Source organism: Candidatus Zixiibacteriota bacterium (assembly GCA_019038695.1).
Lineage (GTDB): Bacteria > Zixibacteria > MSB-5A5 > GN15 > FEB-12 > B120-G9.
This window is the reverse complement of sequence record JAHOYZ010000007.1, coordinates 218,509-237,384: the sequence shown is the minus strand read 5'-3', so window position 1 is coordinate 237,384 and position 18,876 is coordinate 218,509. Positions and strand designations below refer to the sequence as shown.

General features: G+C 50.5%; 13 protein-coding genes. 8 read left to right on the top strand and 5 right to left on the bottom strand.

Features of this window, described 5'->3' with window-relative positions; translation table 11 throughout:
* Positions 1-4: 4 nt before the first annotated feature.
* A complete protein-coding gene (locus tag KOO62_02985) occupies positions 5-1,357 on the top strand; it encodes a sigma-54 dependent transcriptional regulator (protein MBU8932952.1) in 1,353 nt (450 codons plus the stop codon).
* 74 nt (positions 1,358-1,431) lie between these two features.
* Here the strand turns inward: KOO62_02985 and KOO62_02980 are convergent, their stop codons facing one another.
* From KOO62_02980 to KOO62_02960, 5 genes are read right to left on the bottom strand one after another with little or no spacing between them, the layout of a single operon-like run.
* Positions 1,432-3,120, bottom strand: a complete 1,689-nt coding sequence (locus KOO62_02980) for a response regulator (GenBank protein ID MBU8932951.1) — start codon at positions 3,118-3,120, stop codon at positions 1,432-1,434.
* On the bottom strand, positions 3,117-3,485 hold the full coding sequence (locus tag KOO62_02975) for a response regulator (GenBank protein MBU8932950.1): 369 nt from the start codon (positions 3,483-3,485) through the stop codon (positions 3,117-3,119). The genes KOO62_02980 and KOO62_02975 overlap by 4 nt, the downstream gene beginning before the upstream one ends.
* A 3-nt stretch (positions 3,486-3,488) precedes the next feature.
* Entirely contained in the window at positions 3,489-3,866 is a 378-nt protein-coding gene (locus KOO62_02970; protein ID MBU8932949.1) for a response regulator, read from the bottom strand.
* 9 nt (positions 3,867-3,875) lie between these two features.
* Positions 3,876-5,561 carry a HAMP domain-containing protein gene (locus KOO62_02965; protein MBU8932948.1) on the bottom strand — a complete coding sequence of 562 codons (1,686 nt, stop codon included), beginning with the start codon at positions 5,559-5,561 and terminating at the stop codon, positions 3,876-3,878.
* The gene (locus KOO62_02960; GenBank protein MBU8932947.1) at positions 5,558-6,517 is read right to left on the bottom strand and encodes an ABC transporter substrate-binding protein; all 960 of its coding nucleotides are present in this window, start codon (positions 6,515-6,517) and stop codon (positions 5,558-5,560) included. Before KOO62_02960 ends, KOO62_02965 begins: the two co-directional genes overlap by 4 nt.
* Positions 6,518-7,009: 492 nt before the next feature.
* On the opposite strand from KOO62_02960, the gene KOO62_02955 reads away from it, so the two are divergent.
* The 7 genes from KOO62_02955 to apgM all read left to right on the top strand — a co-directional run bounded on the left by KOO62_02955 (position 7,010) and on the right by apgM (position 18,805).
* Entirely contained in the window at positions 7,010-9,679 is a 2,670-nt protein-coding gene (locus tag KOO62_02955; protein MBU8932946.1) for a TonB-dependent receptor, read from the top strand.
* Positions 9,680-9,695: 16 nt separating this feature from the next.
* A complete protein-coding gene (locus KOO62_02950) occupies positions 9,696-12,422 on the top strand; it encodes a hypothetical protein (protein MBU8932945.1) in 2,727 nt (908 codons plus the stop codon).
* 9 nt (positions 12,423-12,431) lie between these two features.
* Entirely contained in the window at positions 12,432-13,439 is a 1,008-nt protein-coding gene (locus KOO62_02945) for a PorV/PorQ family protein (protein ID MBU8932944.1), read from the top strand.
* A 453-nt stretch (positions 13,440-13,892) separates the two neighbouring features.
* Positions 13,893-15,059 (top strand): KamA family radical SAM protein, encoded by a 1,167-nt coding sequence (locus KOO62_02940; protein MBU8932943.1) that lies wholly within the window; start codon positions 13,893-13,895, stop codon positions 15,057-15,059.
* Between the two features lie 191 nt (positions 15,060-15,250).
* A complete protein-coding gene (locus tag KOO62_02935) occupies positions 15,251-16,318 on the top strand; it encodes a hypothetical protein (GenBank protein MBU8932942.1) in 1,068 nt (355 codons plus the stop codon).
* Between the two features lie 126 nt (positions 16,319-16,444).
* Positions 16,445-17,497: a phosphoribosylformylglycinamidine cyclo-ligase gene (purM, locus tag KOO62_02930; protein MBU8932941.1), complete on the top strand. Its 1,053-nt coding sequence runs from the start codon at positions 16,445-16,447 to the stop codon at positions 17,495-17,497.
* Between the two features lie 75 nt (positions 17,498-17,572).
* On the top strand, positions 17,573-18,805 hold the full coding sequence (gene apgM, locus KOO62_02925) for a 2,3-bisphosphoglycerate-independent phosphoglycerate mutase (GenBank protein MBU8932940.1): 1,233 nt from the start codon (positions 17,573-17,575) through the stop codon (positions 18,803-18,805).
* Positions 18,806-18,876 lie beyond the last annotated feature (71 nt).

Below are 18,876 nucleotides of genomic sequence, written 5' to 3'. Positions count from 1 at the left end.
ATCAATGAATAAGCTTGGCAAAATCTTAATTGTCGATGATGACCCCGCTGTTCTTGAGGCTATGTCTGAGTCGTTCTCAGATGAGTTCGAGGTTAGCCTGGCTTCCTCCGGACCGGAGGCGATTTCGACTCTGCTGGACGATCAGCACTTTGACGCTGTCGTACTTGATATTCGCATGGCTCAGATGGATGGTCTCGCGACTGCCTCTCGGTTGAAGGATATTGTTCCCAATCTCCCCATTATCTTTCATACCGGTTATCCAGGTGACTACAGCGAAGATGAAATTGAGCAGGATTATCGCCCGTTCGATTATGTGGGTAAGAATGAACGCCCCGTTCGACTTCAGCGGGCGGTGAAAAACGCAGTTGCTTTCCATCAACTCAAAGCCAATCGAATGGATCTGATTCAGTTGGCCCGCTCCCAATATGATATGGTGGGCTCATCGTCCATTATGTTGAAAGTCTTCCAGACCATCGAAAAAATTGGTCCGACCGGATCCAAAGTGATGATCCTTGGTCCTACTGGCACAGGCAAGGAGTTGGTCGCGCAAGCCATTCACAAGAGGAGTCTTCTGGCTGACAAACAGCTGGCCATTTTCAGCTGCGATCACAAATCGTCGGATCTGGTGGAGTCTGAACTCTTTGGGCATCTGCGCGGTTCCTTTACCGGGGCTGTTGCCGATCGTCAAGGGATGTTCGAGTATGCGCATGGTGGCACCCTGTTTTTAGATGAGATCGGCGACTTGGACATGACGACCCAGGGCAAAATTCTCCGCGTCATTGAGACCGGAGATATGCATCGAATCGGCTCCCCGGAAGTTGTAAAAGTAGATGTGCGCCTGATTTGCGCCACTCATCACGATCTAGACAGGGCGGTGGAGGAGGGTCGATTCAGGAAGGATCTGTACTATCGACTGAAGGGAGTGGTGATCGAGTTGCCTCCCCTGAAGGACCGCCGTGAGGACATACCTGAGTTGCTTGACTATTTTGTGGAGCGATACTGTGCAAAGACCGACTGCAGCCTGAAAGTATTTGAACCATCTGCGCGCGATTTTGTGATTGAGTTTGACTGGCCGGGTAATGTCCGGGAGTTGAGGGAGATGGTCGAATCGCTGATTGATCTTTCCCCTTCATACTATATCACTCATAAGGAGGTATCCGACTACCTGAACCCAAGTGTCGGCTCCAGTCACTCGGAAGGAACGTTGTCTGAGCGGACCCGCGATTTCAAGCGAACGACCTTAATCCAGGTTTTGGATCGCAATAGCCGGAATATCAGTTCCTCGGCTCGGGAACTCGGTGTCGATCCCTCCAATTTGCGCAAACTTATCAAGGACCTTGATATCACCCTGTCCTAACAACCCGACTCGATTGGCCAAACCAACCCTGTATATTAAACCGGACTCTGAGTTTAGAAAACAACAGGGTTGGATCAACAAGGACACGCTGCGGCAGTGATTCCAGATGCCAGAGGGAAGCGGATACGGAAAGTTGTTCCCTCTCCAGGGATCGAGTCAACTTCAAGCTGGCCGGAATGACCATCGACAATACGTTTGCATACCATCAGACCAAATCCATGACCGCCCTTTTTGGTAGTAAACCGTTCATTGAACATTCTGGCCAACCGCTCGGGCTCAATGCCGATGCCGGTGTCGGAGATAATGAGCTTAAAGTGCTGGTTGTCAGGATCGAGGTTTACCTTGACTGAGATCTGACGCAATTCACAACCCTGTGTGGCATCAGCGGCATTATTGAAGATATTGTAAAGTAGTTGTTGAATGTGAGTTGGATCGGCTTCGAAAGGAATGTTAGTCTCTGTGACGACGAGATCAATGGAGACATCGCTGAATCTCTTCTGTGGTTTTAGAAAATCGATGACTTCGCTCAGGAGGTCCTGAAAGTCCACAATCTCTTTCTGGGAAGCGGTGATGGATAGATCCATGAGATTGGTGGTGAAACGCTTCATCCTCTCGATCTGGTCAAAGATGGTTTTTAGGTGCCGGTCCACATTGTCGTAGGATTTCTTGATCAGCAAAGCTTCCAGGAGGGAGAAATTGCCCACCACGACACCCAGAAAGTTGTTGAGTTCGTGACCGATTTCAGCCGACATTTCGCCTCGCGTAGCCATCTTCTCCAGGGAGATTGTCTGGTCCTGAAGTTCCTTCAAATGCGCATAGGCAGTCTGAGTCTCCTCCAGCAGGAACAGGTTCTCAAGCGACAGAGCTAGTTGATTGGCGGCCATATTCAAAAGATTGATATCGGTTCCACCGACCGTAGGAGAACTCTTTGTCACCGGCGTCGTGATCGCTCCATACAGCGACTCCCCACGGCGAATGGGGACTACGAGCATTTTATCATTTGTCTCAAACCAGGGAGGAAGAGTTAGGCGCACGTCGATGGGTTCCAGTGCAATCTGAAAAAGTGGATGCTCCTCGGGTATTGAAGCCACCATCGGTTCGCAAAATACGGTAGTCGGGCAGTTATTGATCGACTCCGCCAGATCAGTGTCATCGAACGTCTGACTATCGATCTGATCACCGATAATGGTCGTACATCTGAACTGTGAATTTTGTCGGTCCCAGTAAAGCACTGTCCCGCGGTCGGTACCACATTGCAACATGGCGAAGTGCAGTGACACTGTGCTAATCGAATTGTGATCTCCAGCCGTATGAAGCATCTTGTTGAGATCAGACAGGCGCTCCAACCGCTCACCGGATGTCTTGGCGGCTGAGTCCTCGTGAATCTTATCTGCCGCTTTGCGGACGGCCTGGCGGATTTCGAGTAGTTCGAAGGGCTTCATGATATAGTCAAAAGCCCCGTGTTTGATGGCATCCTTGGCACTATTGAGATTGGCATACCCGGTCATGAAAATGACACCGGTACGGGGATGATTTTCTCGAATCTGCTTTACCATCTCGATACCATTCATATGAGGCATACGGATATCGGTAATAACCAGATCGGCCGGCTCTGAGGCCAGCATATTGAGAGCCTCGGCCGCGCTCTCAGCGGTGCGAATAAGATAACCCTCATCTTCAAGGGCATCGCTGATTAGCGATAACACAATACTCTCATCGTCGACAGCGATGATGCGTATTGATCCTTTCGAGGGTTCGCTCATGTTTTCTTCGTTTCTTCCAATAACTGTCTCATTGTCTCACCCACCTGGTCCAGATCAAAGGGTTTGGTCAAGCAGGCGTGAGCACCATGCTCGAGAGCCTTATCAGCCAGTTCGTCGGGTAAGGAATCGGTCATCACGAATCGAACCGTCGGTTTGACGGCTACTACACTACGGAAAACTTCGTACCCATTCAGACGTGGCATATGTACATCACAAAAGACAGCGTCGTAATCTCTCTCCAGAGCCATCGTCTGACCCTGGCGACCATCAGTAGCAATATCAACTTTGTGCCCGATTTCGGACAAGTACTCTCTGAGGAGACTGCGAATAACTTCAGAATCGTCAATGACTAAAATGTGTGCCATTGGTTAGTCCTTCTCTTCCATAGTGGTCGCAACCGTCTGCATAAGTTCCTTTATGGAAAACGGCTTGGACAGGAACGCACACGCTCCATTGTTGATCGACTGGCTAACTGTGTGCAGACTCGAAAAACCCGAGATGACAATTATCTTATAGTTTGGGTCAGTATCGCTGGCGAACTTGACCACTTCTTCACCAGAGATACGCGGCATCTTTAAGTCGGTGATGATCAGGTCGTAGCGGTACTCTTTGATTTTCTCGATGGCTTTGTCGCCATCCTCTGCCAGGCTGACATCATAATCGTCGCTAAGAACTTCAGAGAGAAACGACCGGATTATCTCCTCGTCGTCAACCACCAGTATCGATTGTTTGTCTGAGCGTTCCATTCAGAATACCTAGATTTCTTCAGTACCTACAGATGTAAATATCTTCCCAGTTGTCTTATCGGTATCGACAATGCTTCTCTGAACCGGTAGGATTACGGTAAATGTTGTTCCTTCGCCCACCACAGAATCGACCCTTATCTCACCGCCGTGGTCGGCGATAATGCCATAGCTGAGCGATAAACCCAAACCAGTACCCTTGCCGACTTCCTTGGTAGTGAAGAACGGCTCAAAAATCTTTTTCAGAGTTTCCGGCGGAATCCCATGTCCCTGGTCGATCACCTTCATCTCCACCGTGCCGCCGAATTCACCTACTGCCGGACTGAAATTGGTAGCGACCGTTATTTCAGTATCCGGTGCGGAGGCATGCATGGCGTTGATTATCAAGTTAGTGAGAACTTGCTGAAGCTGACCGCCGTTAGCCTGAATCATAGGCAGTTTGGAAGTCAGGTCGCGCTTCAACGTGATCTGATTCATGTGGAGTTGATGTTCCACGAAAGTAACTGTATCATCAACTACCTGATTCGGGTTGATATCCTCGACATCAGCCGCATGAGAGGAGCGAGAGAAGCGCAATAGATTTTGGACGATCGCCTTGCAACGTCGTGCTTGTGTTTCGATGTATGTAATATAGCGAACGTAACCCTCGATCTCCTTGCGAGGTCCATGCTCTTTGGTACTCTTATGCATCTTCTCCAGTGCAAACTGTGCATAACCCAGTATCCCCCCGAGAGGATTATTGAGCTCGTGCGCTACACCAGCAGCCAGTTGGCCGATGGCACCCATTTTCTCTGACTGGATTAGTTGAGACTGAGCTTCCTCGAGAGCTATAGTACGGTCGATTATCTTCTCCTCGAGGTTGCGGTTGTATTCCTCAATCTCATTCCGTGACTGTCGCAGAGACTCAATCATCTTATTGAAGGTATTGGCCAGATGACCTATTTCATCCTTCTGATTGATATTTACAGTTTGTGAAAGGTCACCGTGCGCAACTTTGTCCGTCACTTCAACCAGCATGCTTACTGGTTTTGTAATGACCCTTATCAGGAAGGTCAGCATGAGAATGGCTAGTATCAGTACCATGAGAGTTGTCATGATGGCAGTATTACGGGCTGAGGAAATTGCCTCATTCACCGACTGCAGTGACAATATCAGCCTGATTGAACCGATCACTTCTGTCGATGCCTGGTACCCGGTTGACGGGTTGAAACCGGCTGTGACCCCGAGCGTTTCGCGACTTAGTGATTCTTTGCGCGAGACCACTGGTGCCCACAATTCGACATATTCACTCCCGTTCTCAAGAGTGAGGTAAAGATGACCATCCGCTGGATCTGACCTATTTAAGGAATACATTTTTAGCTCAGTTGACGGACTATCATCCCAGACTCCCAAACTGGTAAGTATCGTCCCATCAAGGTTATGGACAGAGGCATACTTAAACGCCTCGAAGCCATGCAGAACATCCACAAGTTCGTCGAGTTCATACTTCGACTCGAAGATAACTCCACTCTCGGCGTTGACGGCTAGGATACGAATCATTGTCTCGCCGCTGGTCGTAAGTTCCCGGTGGAAACCTTCAGCCTGTCGCTGAATCATGAAGCCGCTGGTAACGACCATGCTCGCGATCAGCATCGTCGAGACAGACAGAACAAATTTTGTTTGTAGACGGATGCTATGGAGGCGTTCGAAGATACTCATCGATATACCTCCTTCGCTATGGCCACCAGATCTTCTGGGATCTCGATATTTATATGATGAGCCGTTCTCTCATTATAATGGAACCAGATGACGTCAACGATCGAGACCTTGATTTTTCCTGCCGCTTCTCCTGCCAAAACTCTGGATGCGATTTCTCCTGCCTGGTGGCCGACCGCTTTGTGATCAAAATCAAGGGCGAAAAGAGCACCCGACTCCACGACATACTGTGAAAACCCCATAAAGGGTATCCCTTTACGCAGCGTGTTGAGGAGAATGTACCTGGTTGATTTGGGGTCAAAAAGTTCCGGATCTGCTACCGACCAGATGCCTTCAACTATTCCTGCCAGAGAGTCCAGCGCTGATGGAATCTCCTTGTCATTGGAGATCAGTACTGGAGTTAGCGTCAGCCCCATGTTTTGTGCTACCACCGTGGCCGGACGAATAAGACTGGCGGTTGCCTCGGTGTACAGAACTCCAACCTTGCGCAATTCGGGAACGATCTGCTTGAAATACTTGAATTGTATTTGAACTGGAATATCCAGCGATGCCCCGGTGATATTTCCTCCTGGTCGACCTACCGATTCTACGAAACCTGATAGCACTGGGTAGAGTACGCCCGCAAAAACAATCGGAATATCCTCTATCTTCTGCTTGGCCAAACTGGTCGCGGGGCTTCCAATAGTCAGTACCAGTTTCGGTGATAATGATCTAAGGGAGTCGATGACCAACTTGTTGTCGTCAGCCGCCTGGGTTAGATAGAAGGTGTGAAGGATAGCGTCCGGGTGAGTGCGCACGATCATCTTACGGGCACCATGAAGCGTTCGCTTGGTGGATGTCAGCGAGTCGCTCATCAACACCGCGATAGGTGTTTCAGCCCGGGCTGATTCGACGATTCCGGACAGACCGAGAACAGTCGCAATTAGCCAGATAAGGATGTATCGAGTTTGGTCGATCATCGTGCCAGCAAGATTTCCTATTCGTTCAAAGATGCTTCACGCTGTCGGTAGGTGACTCCTGCCGATAGCTCTGGTTCACATATTATTCATAACTATCGGTCTGTGTTGCCGAAACTTGATCTGAAGACGTTAAAAGGCACGATAATCTGTAGCATTTACAGAGAATTGGAGCTTATCTCTGACCACTACTGAGGCGACACAAGACTACCTCCTAAGTGATGATATTGTGTGTAACTTTAGAACTCCACGTTCTCCTCGCAATGGCAGAAACGTCACTTTTTCGATAAACTGCCAGAGTTTCGATATCTGCTCACCAATTATTGATGAATTCGTCGTTCTTAGATGCTAAGGCTCGCGACACATGTGGCCGATAACTCTGGAGAAGCTCTCAAACGCGGAAGGGACGAAATGTGATTCTCCGCGAACGGAAGCATTACATATGAAAGTAAGAGAATTGAGTATGTGTGAACAATATGCTAAGGAGGTAGTGCCTTGCGTATCAGCATAAGTCCGGCACCATTGTTATACAGTGGTTTGCTGGTGTTATTGTTGGCAACAGGCGCCTTGGGAGGTGTTAGCGGGAAGATATCAGGACAAGTTCTTGATGTCACTACGGGTGAACCTGTTGTCGGGGCTATAGTAACGGTTGTAGGTACCAACCTTGGAACACTTACAGATATTGATGGAGAGTACTTCATCATTAACCTTCCAAGTGGTAAGCACAACCTCTCGATTGAGGTGATGGGCTACGAGCCGGTGATCAAGACGGATGTCAGAGTACTGGTCGACCTCACAACACCGGTCGATTTCGAGTTGGACCCGTCACCGGTCGAATTGAGCCAGGCTGTAATAGTTAGGGCTGAGAACCCAATTATTCAGAGAGACCTCACGGTTTCGAGAGTTACGTTCACGGCCGATCGGATCAAGGATCTACCGAATATGATCAGCGTTCAGTCCATCTTGTCGAACTACCCCGGTGTAGTTGTTGATGGCGGAAGCGATCTTCATGTCCGGGGTGGTCGAGCAGGGCAGGTAACTTATCTGTTCGACGGATTCAATATCCAGGATCCGTTTGTGGCCGATGAGGGGATGCACATCATTACGGGGTCACTGGAGGAACTCTCTCTGACCGCCGGTGGGTATAGTGCCGAATACGGTGATGCCCTTTCCGGCATTGTTAACTCCGTGAGCCAGCACGGAACGCATACATATCATGGTGGCATTCGGGTATTCGAAGGAGCTACTCACCCCTACGATGTCACCAATGGCAAAATTGGTGGTCTTGAGCGGCTCGGGTATCGGTCTGCATCGATTGACCTGTCGGGACCGATTCCAGGATTGGATCCGCAGCGCTGGACGTTCTTCACGGCTGGAGAATACCTGCAAAATCCCTCATACTTGCCGCACAGCAGTCGCCAGGCATACACCGGAACGGCAAAATTGAATATGCAGCCGGCTAGCCGGATGAGACTTAAGACAAACCTGTCTTACAACTTCATCACTGGTGAGTCCTATGATCACCGCGATGTCAACGGCGTCTCCTACGACTTTAATCTGGACGGTCTCCCGAAGATTGAAAGAAAAGCATACCTGATTGGCCTCACCGGCGACTACGCCTTCAGCGAGCGCACGGTTCTATCGGCCTCAGTGAACCGCTTCTCAACCTCCACCAAGATCGCTCCAGAGCATTTGTTTGATCTGTATTGGGATCGGTGGCCAGGTTATTCGGTCGACGAAGACGGAGTATACAATGGCACTGTCCACGAAAACAACTACGGTAATGATATCGATTGGACCAATCCGCAGGAGATTGTTGGTTTCACGTCAGGTGACGATTTCAGGCCAATATATGGATATCGCCAGTCGAACTATGATGCTTTCAGCCTGAGCGCAGTAAACCAGATCAACAAGTGGAACCAGATCAAGACCGGTTTTGAATATCGCAAGTACAACGTCAAATGGGATGCCAAGCAGTTCCTTAATGACAATCCCTATGGCGAAAAATTCGATTGCGGGCCAACTTATGCTTCGGTCTATATCCAAAACAAAATGGAATACGACTACTTTATTGTTAATGTAGGTTTGCGCTACGATTATCGTGATGCCGACATTTCGTACAACGCGACCCCAACCGGTGACCAACCTATTTATAAGAATGCAGAATCCCAGGGTCGAGTGTCTCCTAGATTGGGTGTATCATTCCCGATCTCCCAGAAATCGGTCATGCACTTCAACTACGGACTTTATTACCAAACACCGCAGTTCTACTATATGTACACGAACCTGCAGGGTGATATCGAAACGGGTCTTCCCTTGCTCGGTAATCCGGACCTGGAACCGGAGCAGACCGTTGGTTATGAGTTGGGTCTGGATCACATGATTGGCAATAACTACCGTATCAATGTTACCGCCTTCTACAAGGACTTCCAGGACTTGGTTACCACCCGATCGTCATATAAGATAGCCGGAAGTCCGGTAACATATTTCGACAATGATGACTATGGTTCTGCCAAGGGCATTGATCTGGCTATTGAGAAGCTGCCGACCAACAGCAATCTCAGCGGCTCCATATCATACAGCTATATGATAGCCCGTGGCAACGGCTCTGATGCCACCGAACCATATTACACCTACCTGTCGGCCAGTGTTGACACTCTGGCACCGATTTCGGAGTTCCCGCTTGATTTCGATCAACGACACACGGCCAGCGCTGTGGTGAGCTATCGGGCGCCTCAGGACTGGCAGGCCAACCTGCTGGGCTTGAAACTGCCCAGTGCCTGGGGTTTGACTTTCGTTGGTTACTACGGTTCGGGTCTTCCTTACACTCCGACCGACGGTGCGGGTAATCGTCTGGGTGAACGCAACGAGGGTCGTCTACCGGCCTCGTATTCGGTCGATATGCGCTTCAACAAGGATTTCGGTTTCCGGACGGGGGATTTGAAACTGACCATGTTTGTTGAGGTCGACAACCTCTTCAATCGACGCAATGTTATAAACGTCTACTCCCGTACCGGTCTTGCAAACAACGACGGCTGGGACACCCAGGGCGGTCTGGCTCTGGATCAACAGGAGGTAGACCACTATGATGACCTGTACGATAATGATCCCCAAAACTATTCATCTCCCCGGACAATCAGGACCGGGTTAGAACTAAACTTCTAGGCCGGAGCTAATGACTATGAATACGTACAAACGCGTTTCAATGATTTTCCTGGTGGCGGGCCTCATGGTCCTTTCACAGGCAGTCGTGGCGAGCGGTGCAGATCCGGAAAACCGACTGGCGGGGGGGCCGGGAGGTGACTTAAGTCTATCTCCACAACCTTCCACAATGGACTACGCCACCCACAATGTTGCCAACGTGATGACCACCATCGACAACTTCGGTCGTATCGGAGGGTATTCTCATTACGGTCTACCTTCCGGGGAATGGCCTCGCAACTCGGGCCATTCGTATCTAGCCGAGATCAAATACTGGATGGGTACCATTACTCCAGACGGCGATACGCTAGTGGCTAACACCAATGACGACTTTCAAGCTCTGCCGGAAGCGTCTTTTACAGATAATCCGTACAAGATTCTCCTGTCAACCGATACGACCCGTTACTACAACTACGACCCTGATGATACTACGGGTATCGGTGAAGGCCGTGCGGCTCGCGGTTGGAGAGTCTGGAATTCGGAAGTGGCCGAGTGGGAATACAATGAGGTCTACAGCACCTTATCAACGAGTTATTCCCCTGGCGGACCCACTTCGATGCAGGATTCTCATTTCCGATTTGGTGATATAGCTGGCGGTGACCCGTTGATGGGTATCGAAGTTGCCCACACCTGCTATCAGTGGAGCTACTGTTACAATGAAGACTTCATGTTCGTCATTCTCGACATTACCAATACTTCTGCTGTTGATTACGCCAACTTCGCCTTTGGTCTATACACCGATATTGATGTGGGTGGTGACGATGGTCAGGGTGGTAATGGCCGGCTGATGGATGTGGTGGGCTATGATGCCGATGAAAACCTGGCCTGGACCTACGACGTAGGTGCATTTGATCCCGGCTGGGGACCAACGGTGAAGCCAGGCTTTTTCGGAACGAAACTACTGGAGACTCCTGACGATATTGGTATGACCTCGTTCCGTACCGGAGAGTGGGATTTGCTGCCGACCGATGATGCCGGCAGGTTTGAATTGATCGATGGTACTCAATTCAATGCCCCTCTGCCGCCAACCGATCAGTATTACATTCAATGTACGCGAGGTATCGACTTAGACGCCGGCAAGACTGTTCGGGTGGCTTTTGCTATTGTGGCCGGGGCTGATCTGGAAGAATTCCAGGCCAACGCTGCTATGGCACAGGACCTCTACGAAAGCAAGTATGCCGGGCCGGAGCCGCCGACAACGCCGGTTCTGACTGTTAGTGGTGCCAATGGCAAAGTCTATATTGATTGGAATGATTCCGCAGAAGTGGCTATTGACCCGATGTCCGGAGAGCAGGACTTCGTAGGCTACAAACTCTATCGCAGCGATAACCAGGGTAGAACCTGGGGCGTAGTCAATTATCAGACCGGCAATGATTGCCTCACGATTGACTATGATCCGCTGGCCTTGTACACCGTCACAAGTCCGGGAGATCCGATCCCCCATTCGTATATTGACACCGGTCTCCACAACGGAGTTGAGTACTGGTATTGTCTGGTCGCATTCGATGGTGGCGATACGACTCTCGGTGTAGATCCTCTGCAGTCAGGTTTCGGTGTTGCGGGCCAGGCCACCAACGTGGCGACCGCTACACCAGTCGATGATCCGGCCGGGTATTTTGATGCCGCCGGGACGGTAACTCACGATTACGATGGTTTGCAGGAGCCGTCGGAAGGTGAGGTGTTTCCTATTGTTTTTGACAGCGACCTCTTGCAGGGAGCTGACTATGCCATAGTGTTTGAGGACACACCGGAACGTTCCTATTGGCATCTGATCAACGAGACTACCGGGGACACCGTGTTGGCCTATCAGGATCGTGTCAATACCGACCCCGGCGAGTACGAGGTGATCCAGGGGTTGCGGGTGGTGGTTACCGATGGGGACCGCGTACCTGAAACCCATGGACAGACTGCCTTTACCGGAGCCGACACGACAATGGTGATGGCCTACTTCTACGGCGCTGCTATCCCTCAATTTACTGGCTCAAACGATGATGCTTTCGCCAACGCTCAATACAGAGCAGACTATGAATTGCGATATACCAGCGACTCCACCCGCGCCACCTGGGTGCTGGATGGATTTTACGCCACCGATTTCGAGTTCATGGTGCCTTTTGAAGTCTGGAACATGACTACCAACCAGCAAGTCTCGTTGGCCGTCTACGACTTTGATGAGAACTGGGTCTGGGATCCATGGGACTTACTCACCATCGTTGACTATCCCTATGACGGGACAACTTCGGTGACCGAGTTTGCTTTCCCCAATTACTACGGGTGGATGTTCGGTTTGGACGAAACATTGCCCTCTCCACAGGATGGAGATGTTCTCTCCATTGAAGGCGCTCCGCTAAACGGCCCCGACGATCGGTTCACCTTTAAGGCGGACGGTATCAACACTGCTGCAGCGATAAATGAATTGGCGGATATCAAGGTCGTACCTAATCCATATTTGGGCCGCTACTCATCTATGGTGGAGACGGCTGAAGATGAATCGGCAATCTATTTCAATGGCCTGCCAGGCGAATGCGCTATCCGCATTTACACACTGGCAGGAGATCTGGTGCAAACTCTAAATCATACCGATGGGACAGGTTCCACGCGCTGGGATCTTCAGTCCCGAAACGGCCAATTGGTGGTTTCCGGTGTCTATTTATTCCATGTCGAATCGACCTACGGTGAACACCTGGGCCGCTTCGCCATCATCAAGTAAAGGAGGTGGATGATGAAGAATATTATTACAACTCTCGCCATACTCCTGCTTCTGGTGGCCGGCAGTGCCCTGGCCGATTTCGCCAAAGTAGGTTCGACCGGCGCCCAGTTTCTCAAGATGGGAGTCGGTCCTCGGTATCAAGCTATGGGTGACGCTTCGGTAGCGGTTGCGGATGATATCTATGCTGCCTACTGGAATCCAGCCGGTTTGTCCGAGGTGGAAAATGCCACTGTGGGCTTCACTAATATCAACTGGGTGCTTGATGTCAATCTCAACTATTTCGCTCTGGCACGGTATTTCGAGGATGTAGGCACTTTTGCTGTGTCGGCCACCGTGCTATCGATGGGTGATCAGGAGATTACGACCTTTGAGCAACAGAATGGGACCGGAGATTTCTTCACCGCCACCTCTTACGCCATTGGGCTTTCGTATGCCCGCCAGTTGACCAACCGGTTTGCATTTGGAGGTACGGTGAAGTTTATTGGTGAGCGTATTCACAATGAAAACGCCAGAGGTATGGCCTTCGATTTCGGTACCCTGCTATATACCGGGTATCGCTCCCTTCGCTTAGGTATGTCCATCAGCAACATGGGTCCGGAAATGAAATTTGATGGCCCCGATCTGGATGTTTCCTACGATGAACGGGAAGGAGAAGGTTCCAATCACGGCGTCGATGCTCAGGTTAAGACGAGACCATACGAGCTGCCGATGGTTTTCCGTGTTGGTATGGCTTACGATTTCGAGATGGGACCCAAGTCGATTGTTACTCTGGCTGGGGAATTGAAACACCCCAACGATAATCTACAACAGAGTTCACTGGGAGCCGAGTATTCATACGCCGAGAAGTTCTTCGTGCGTGGTGGCTACAAGTTCAACTACGATGAGGAAGGCCTGTCTGCCGGAGCTGGACTCAAAACGGCTGTTTCCAGTGGTACCAGACTATTTGTCGATTATTCCTGGCAGGATCTGGGTCGTCTTCAGAACTCCCAGAGATTCTCGGTTGGATTTACGTTTTGATCATAGAGCCAATACTCACAAGGCCGTGATGGTAATCATCACGGCCTTTTTTCTGCGTGATTTCATCTCCTATCCACCTCCGATGCCTGAAACTACTACGCTGGCTCCATTTTGATGACTCGACACCCAAAACAGGTTATCCTGCGATATTATCGGTAACGTGTTGTAATACTGTGCATTAGAAGACGTGCTACAGGTTTATTTCAGGGTAATTACAGTCAAAATCTATTGGGCAAGCTTGCCTTCGAGGCAGCTATATGCTATATTTGAATACACACACGGTAGATCGCTTTGCATTTCCCGATTGTGGAGAGGGATTCACTACGGGACGCTTGCCGGATAATTGATTCAATCAATGACTTGGCATTATTAAATAACCGGCTTGCTGGCGTCGCCAAGGAGGCAAACTGCCCTCAGCCGTACAGAGCGATCCCTGAGAATGGAGGCTTAGCCATGCGTGTGACATATAGAGATGGGGTATCGCGGAGAGGAAGACCCCGGTCAGTACTCAACCTTAACAAAACACCACTGACCGACCGTGAGAAAGACAAGCTCCGCACGGTGATGAGGAGATATGCCTTTCGGGCCAATGACTACTATCTGAGGTTAATCGACTGGTCGGACCCGGATGATCCCATTCGGCGACTGGTGATTCCTCACGAACGAGAGATGGAATTCTGGGGTGAACTGGATGCTTCGCGTGAGGGTCGTATAACGGTTCAGAAGGGGGTCCAGCACAAGTATCGTTCCACGGTCCTGTTGCTGGTTACAGATTCATGCAATTCCTTCTGCCGTTATTGCTTTCGCAAGCGTCTCTTCATGGACGGCAACAATGAGGCTTGGCACGACTTGAGCCCTGGACTGGAGTACATCCGTCAACATCCCGAGGTGGACAATGTGTTGCTGAGTGGAGGGGATCCGCTTATACTCGGCACAGCAAAACTTGAGAAAATCGTTAGTGCCCTGCGTCGGATTGATCATATTCGGGTTATCCGTATTGGCACCAAGATGCCTGCTTTCAATCCGTTCAGGATACTCAATGATGACTCCCTGCTGGCGATGTTCAAAAAATACTCTTTGCCCGATCGGCGTATCTACCTGATGTGCCACTTCGATCACCCACGGGAGTTGACCCCTGAAGCCCGTGAAGCAATTCGACTCGTGATCGACAGCGGCGTTATCTGCCTTAACCAGAATCCCATTATCCGAGGTATCTCCGACCGACCGGAAGTGATGTCGGAGCTGTGGAATGAACTGTCACACATGGGCGTGTCACAGTATTACGTCTTTCAGGGGCGTCCTACAGCAGGGAATATCGCCTACGAAGTACCCATTGTTAAGGCGTTCCGTGCCATTGAAAAGGCCAAGCAACGCTGCTCCGGTCTGGCCAAACGCATCAGGTATGTCATGTCGCATGAATCAGGGAAGGTCGAGATTGTGGGGGTCGATTATCGGCGAATCTATCTCAAATATCACCAGGCCAGGAACGAGCGCGATAACCAGCGGATGTTCATTTGCCTACGCGATGACCAAGCTTACTGGCTGGACCAGCTCAAGCCTGAAGGAGGGTACGAGAACAAGTACCAGGATCGAGACCAAAACTACCGGCCATACTCGTGATCGCCAGACTTCTGATATTTCGTTCTCGACATACCTGTATCCTGCTGAAATCGCCGATCAGGATGTGAGGTGCTGGCTTGGTCTCTGTCTTCGGTAGTTGTTGTTGACGCCAACTCAGGGTGAAGATATTCTTGATTGTGAAAATTGTCTGACTCAGAGCTTTGCCCCACGCGGGAAGAGAGGAATATTCCGTGAAGTTACTACTGCCCGGGTTGTTGTTGGTTATTGCTTTGGTCTGGTGTACTTGCGATGAAGGCCATCCGATTATTTCTCCTCCTCCCCCTGCTCCCGTTCCTGCTCCCCCGGGAGGCTTGTTTGGTGTCCCTGCTGATGTTGATGAGGACATTAGTATGCTTCTTATGTGGGTTGCTCCCGATACAGGTACTAGTCCGACCGGATACGACGTTTATCGAAGTGTGAATGGCAACTTGTTTGAGAAGATCAACGAGTCCACTATCACAGCAACGTCATTTGGCCCCATAGGTCAAGATTACCCGTTAGCACTATCTTTTGCAGATACCTCCTATGACACGGCTTCTGCCCAACTCCATAAGTATTATGTTGTTTCGGTTGGCACTGACAGCGTCAGTGATCCTTCCGATACTGTCTCCTGCATTCCCAATACAATTAGTCGCGATAGCAGTGTTGCCAATATCACACCAGAGGATGGGGCTGTCAGTGTTGATCGGGTACCAACGCTGGGTTGGGATGCCAAAGCTAGTGCTGCTTCGTATTTTGTCTTTCTGAGAGAGGCCGACGAATACTACCCATTATGGATGCACAGGTGTTTCGATATTACTTGTGGATTCAAAATCACGTCTGGCACTACTTATCTGGTTGGCATTGGAGACAGTCTCGAATCAATTCACGAATACGAATGGCTGGTTTGGGCCATATCGAGTGACAACTGTGGATTCGCCCTTTCCGAGGGGACTTTCACTACTACCTATTCGGCAGTTGTAGGTACTGTTGTGGATGCTATCCAAGCTCCGGGATTCTACACGATCTGTTGGGACCAGACCGATGATCTCGATGTGCAGGTACCTGAGGGTATCTATGCGTTTCATATGGTCTCGAACTCTTTTGATGATCTTGGTCACCCCTTTGAGATTGCCGATGATGCCGAGCATGTCGGATCTATCTGTGACACTCCAGTAACGGTTCCGAGTGTTCCGTATCTTTATCAGACTGGCGACATCATACCGATCAAATATTCACTGCCAGAAGAAGCTGCTGTTCGAATCGATATTGTCCGTTAGTCATCTGTAGTGTCGATTGTGTTATACTTTCTGGGAGGCTGACCCATTGAGGGGTTGGCTTCTTTTGCGTTGTCTTGGGATTGGTGTTAGTTGACATTTCTTGCTACCTGATGTTTCTTGTCTCCCATGAACAAATCGGAAAACAAACAGGGTTTGACCTATGCCGAGAGCGGGGTCAATATTGCCGCCGGAGATGAGGCGGTGGAGCGTATCAAGACGCTTGCACGCGCTACCTTCAATCCGCAAGTTTTGTCCGACATCGGTGCTTTTGGAGGGCTTTTCAAACCAGATATCTCCGGCTTGAAGAAACCGGTTCTGGTGGCCTCTACTGATTCGGTCGGAACCAAGCTGAAGCTGGCCTTCATGACCAGCATCCATAACACGGTCGGCGAAGATCTGGTCAATCATTGTGTCAACGATATCCTTGTACAGGGTGCCCGACCGCTGTTTTTCCTGGACTACATCGGCGTTGGACATCTGGAGCCGGAGGCAATGGCCGAACTTGTAAGCGGCGTCAGTCGTGGCTGTGTGAGTACTGGTACGGCTTTGCTGGGAGGCGAGACAGCCGAGCTACCCGGCTTGTATAAGCATGGTGAATACGATCTGGTTGGCTTCATTGTCGGTATGGTCGATGAGAGAAAGATCATCGACGGTAAGTCGATTACGCCCGGCGATGTCTGTCTTGGGTTACCATCCAATGGACTGCACACCAACGGCTACACAATGGCGCGCAAAGTGGCTTTTGAGATCGCGGGACTCAAGCCTGATGATCATGTCGAAGAACTGGGTACGACTATTGCCGATGCTCTGATGAAAGTTCATATTTGTTACGCTTCTGTGATTCACAAATTAATGGACAAACACCCCATCAAAGGTCTGGCGCATATCACCGGCGGAGGAATAGCCGGCAACCTCAACCGTGTGCTGCCCGACAACTGTGATGCCGAAATCAATAAGCAGTCATGGCCTGTTCCACCGATCTTTGATTTCCTGAAGGAGCGTGGAAATATCGACCCGGATGACATCTATTCCGCCTTCAATATGGGAATCGGGTTTGTCCTGGTAGTTGAAGAAAGTAAGGCAGATGCAATTGCGGCCGACCTAACAGGTATGGGTGAGACGGTCTATCGAATTGGCCGAATTGTCAACGGTAATCGCATCGTGAAACTGACGGATTAGTAGACCGATAGCCGACACTTTGCGGATTGTAGCGAGTGATTATCTGTAATCCTTGATGGAGACTGAACACGGATGTTGAAGAAAGTAATATTTGTAATCTGTGATGGATTGGGCGACCGTCCGGTGAAGGGGCTGAACAACATGACCCCCCTGGAGGCGGCCAAAACGCCAAATCTTGATAAGCTGGCTACAGGCGCAGAATGCGGTCTGATGCACACCCTGGGACGTGGAAAAACGCCCGGAAGCGACACGGCCCATCTGACAATCTTTGGCTATCCCATCGATCAATGTTATTCCGGTCGTGGCCCTATCGAGGTCGCCGGTCTGGGGCTGAAGTGTGAGGATGGCGATGTGGCTCTGCGTGGCAATTTCGGAACCGTCGATGGAAACCTGACCATCAAAGACCGTCGCGCCGGACGCATTCTCGAAGTCGGCCCACTGACAGAAGCGATTGACGGCATGGAAGTAGATAGCGTGAAGTTCATTGTCAAGCCTGGCACCGCTCACCGAGCGGGTGTCATCATGCGGGGGAAAGGTTTGTCGGGGGCAATCGTTGATGCTGATCCGCATGTACCCGATGTTCCTGTTCGTACTGTAACTGCTACCGACGACACACCCGAGGCCAAACACACTGCCGATGTACTTAATAAGTTCCTGGGGAAAGCCCACGAAGTGCTTAAAAATCATCCGTTCAATGCTAAGCGTGTGAAGGACGGAAAACTCCCGGCCAATTTCCTCCTGGTTCGCGGAGGAGGTCAGTACAAAGAACTGGCATCCTTCAAAGAGAAGTTCGATCTATCCGCCTGTTGTATTGCGGGAGGGGGACTCTACAAGGGTGTAGCGGCGTTTCTCGGTATGGACATCATTGACGTACCGGGTGCGACCGGACTGCCCGACGCAAATGTCGAGAACAAATTCCGAGCCGCCCTTGAAAAACTCGAAGAGTTCGATTTCGTTTTTGTTCATGTGAAGGCGGCCGACTCCCTGTCCGAGGACGGCAACTGGGAAGCAAAGCGCGACTTCATTGAGAAGATTGATGCTGCCGCTGTGCTCCTGACCGATTTGTCACCGGAGACTTTATTGGTTGTGACTGCTGATCATTCGACCGCCTCTGAGATGAAAGCCCATTGTGCCGATCCGGTCCCGATCATGTTCTACGGCGGTGGGGGAGAGAGCATCAGAGTTGACGATGTGACCGCCTTCAACGAACGCGCCTGCGCTTCCGGCGGGCTGGGGCATATGGTTGGTCTGGACGTTATGCCGCAAGTCCAGAACCTCCTGGGCAAATTGCACCTGGTCGGCGCATAAGGATCATAATCTGTATTGTCGTTCGAGTAGGTCGAAACTGTCTTCAGTTTCGACAGGCATTGCTTGAGCCC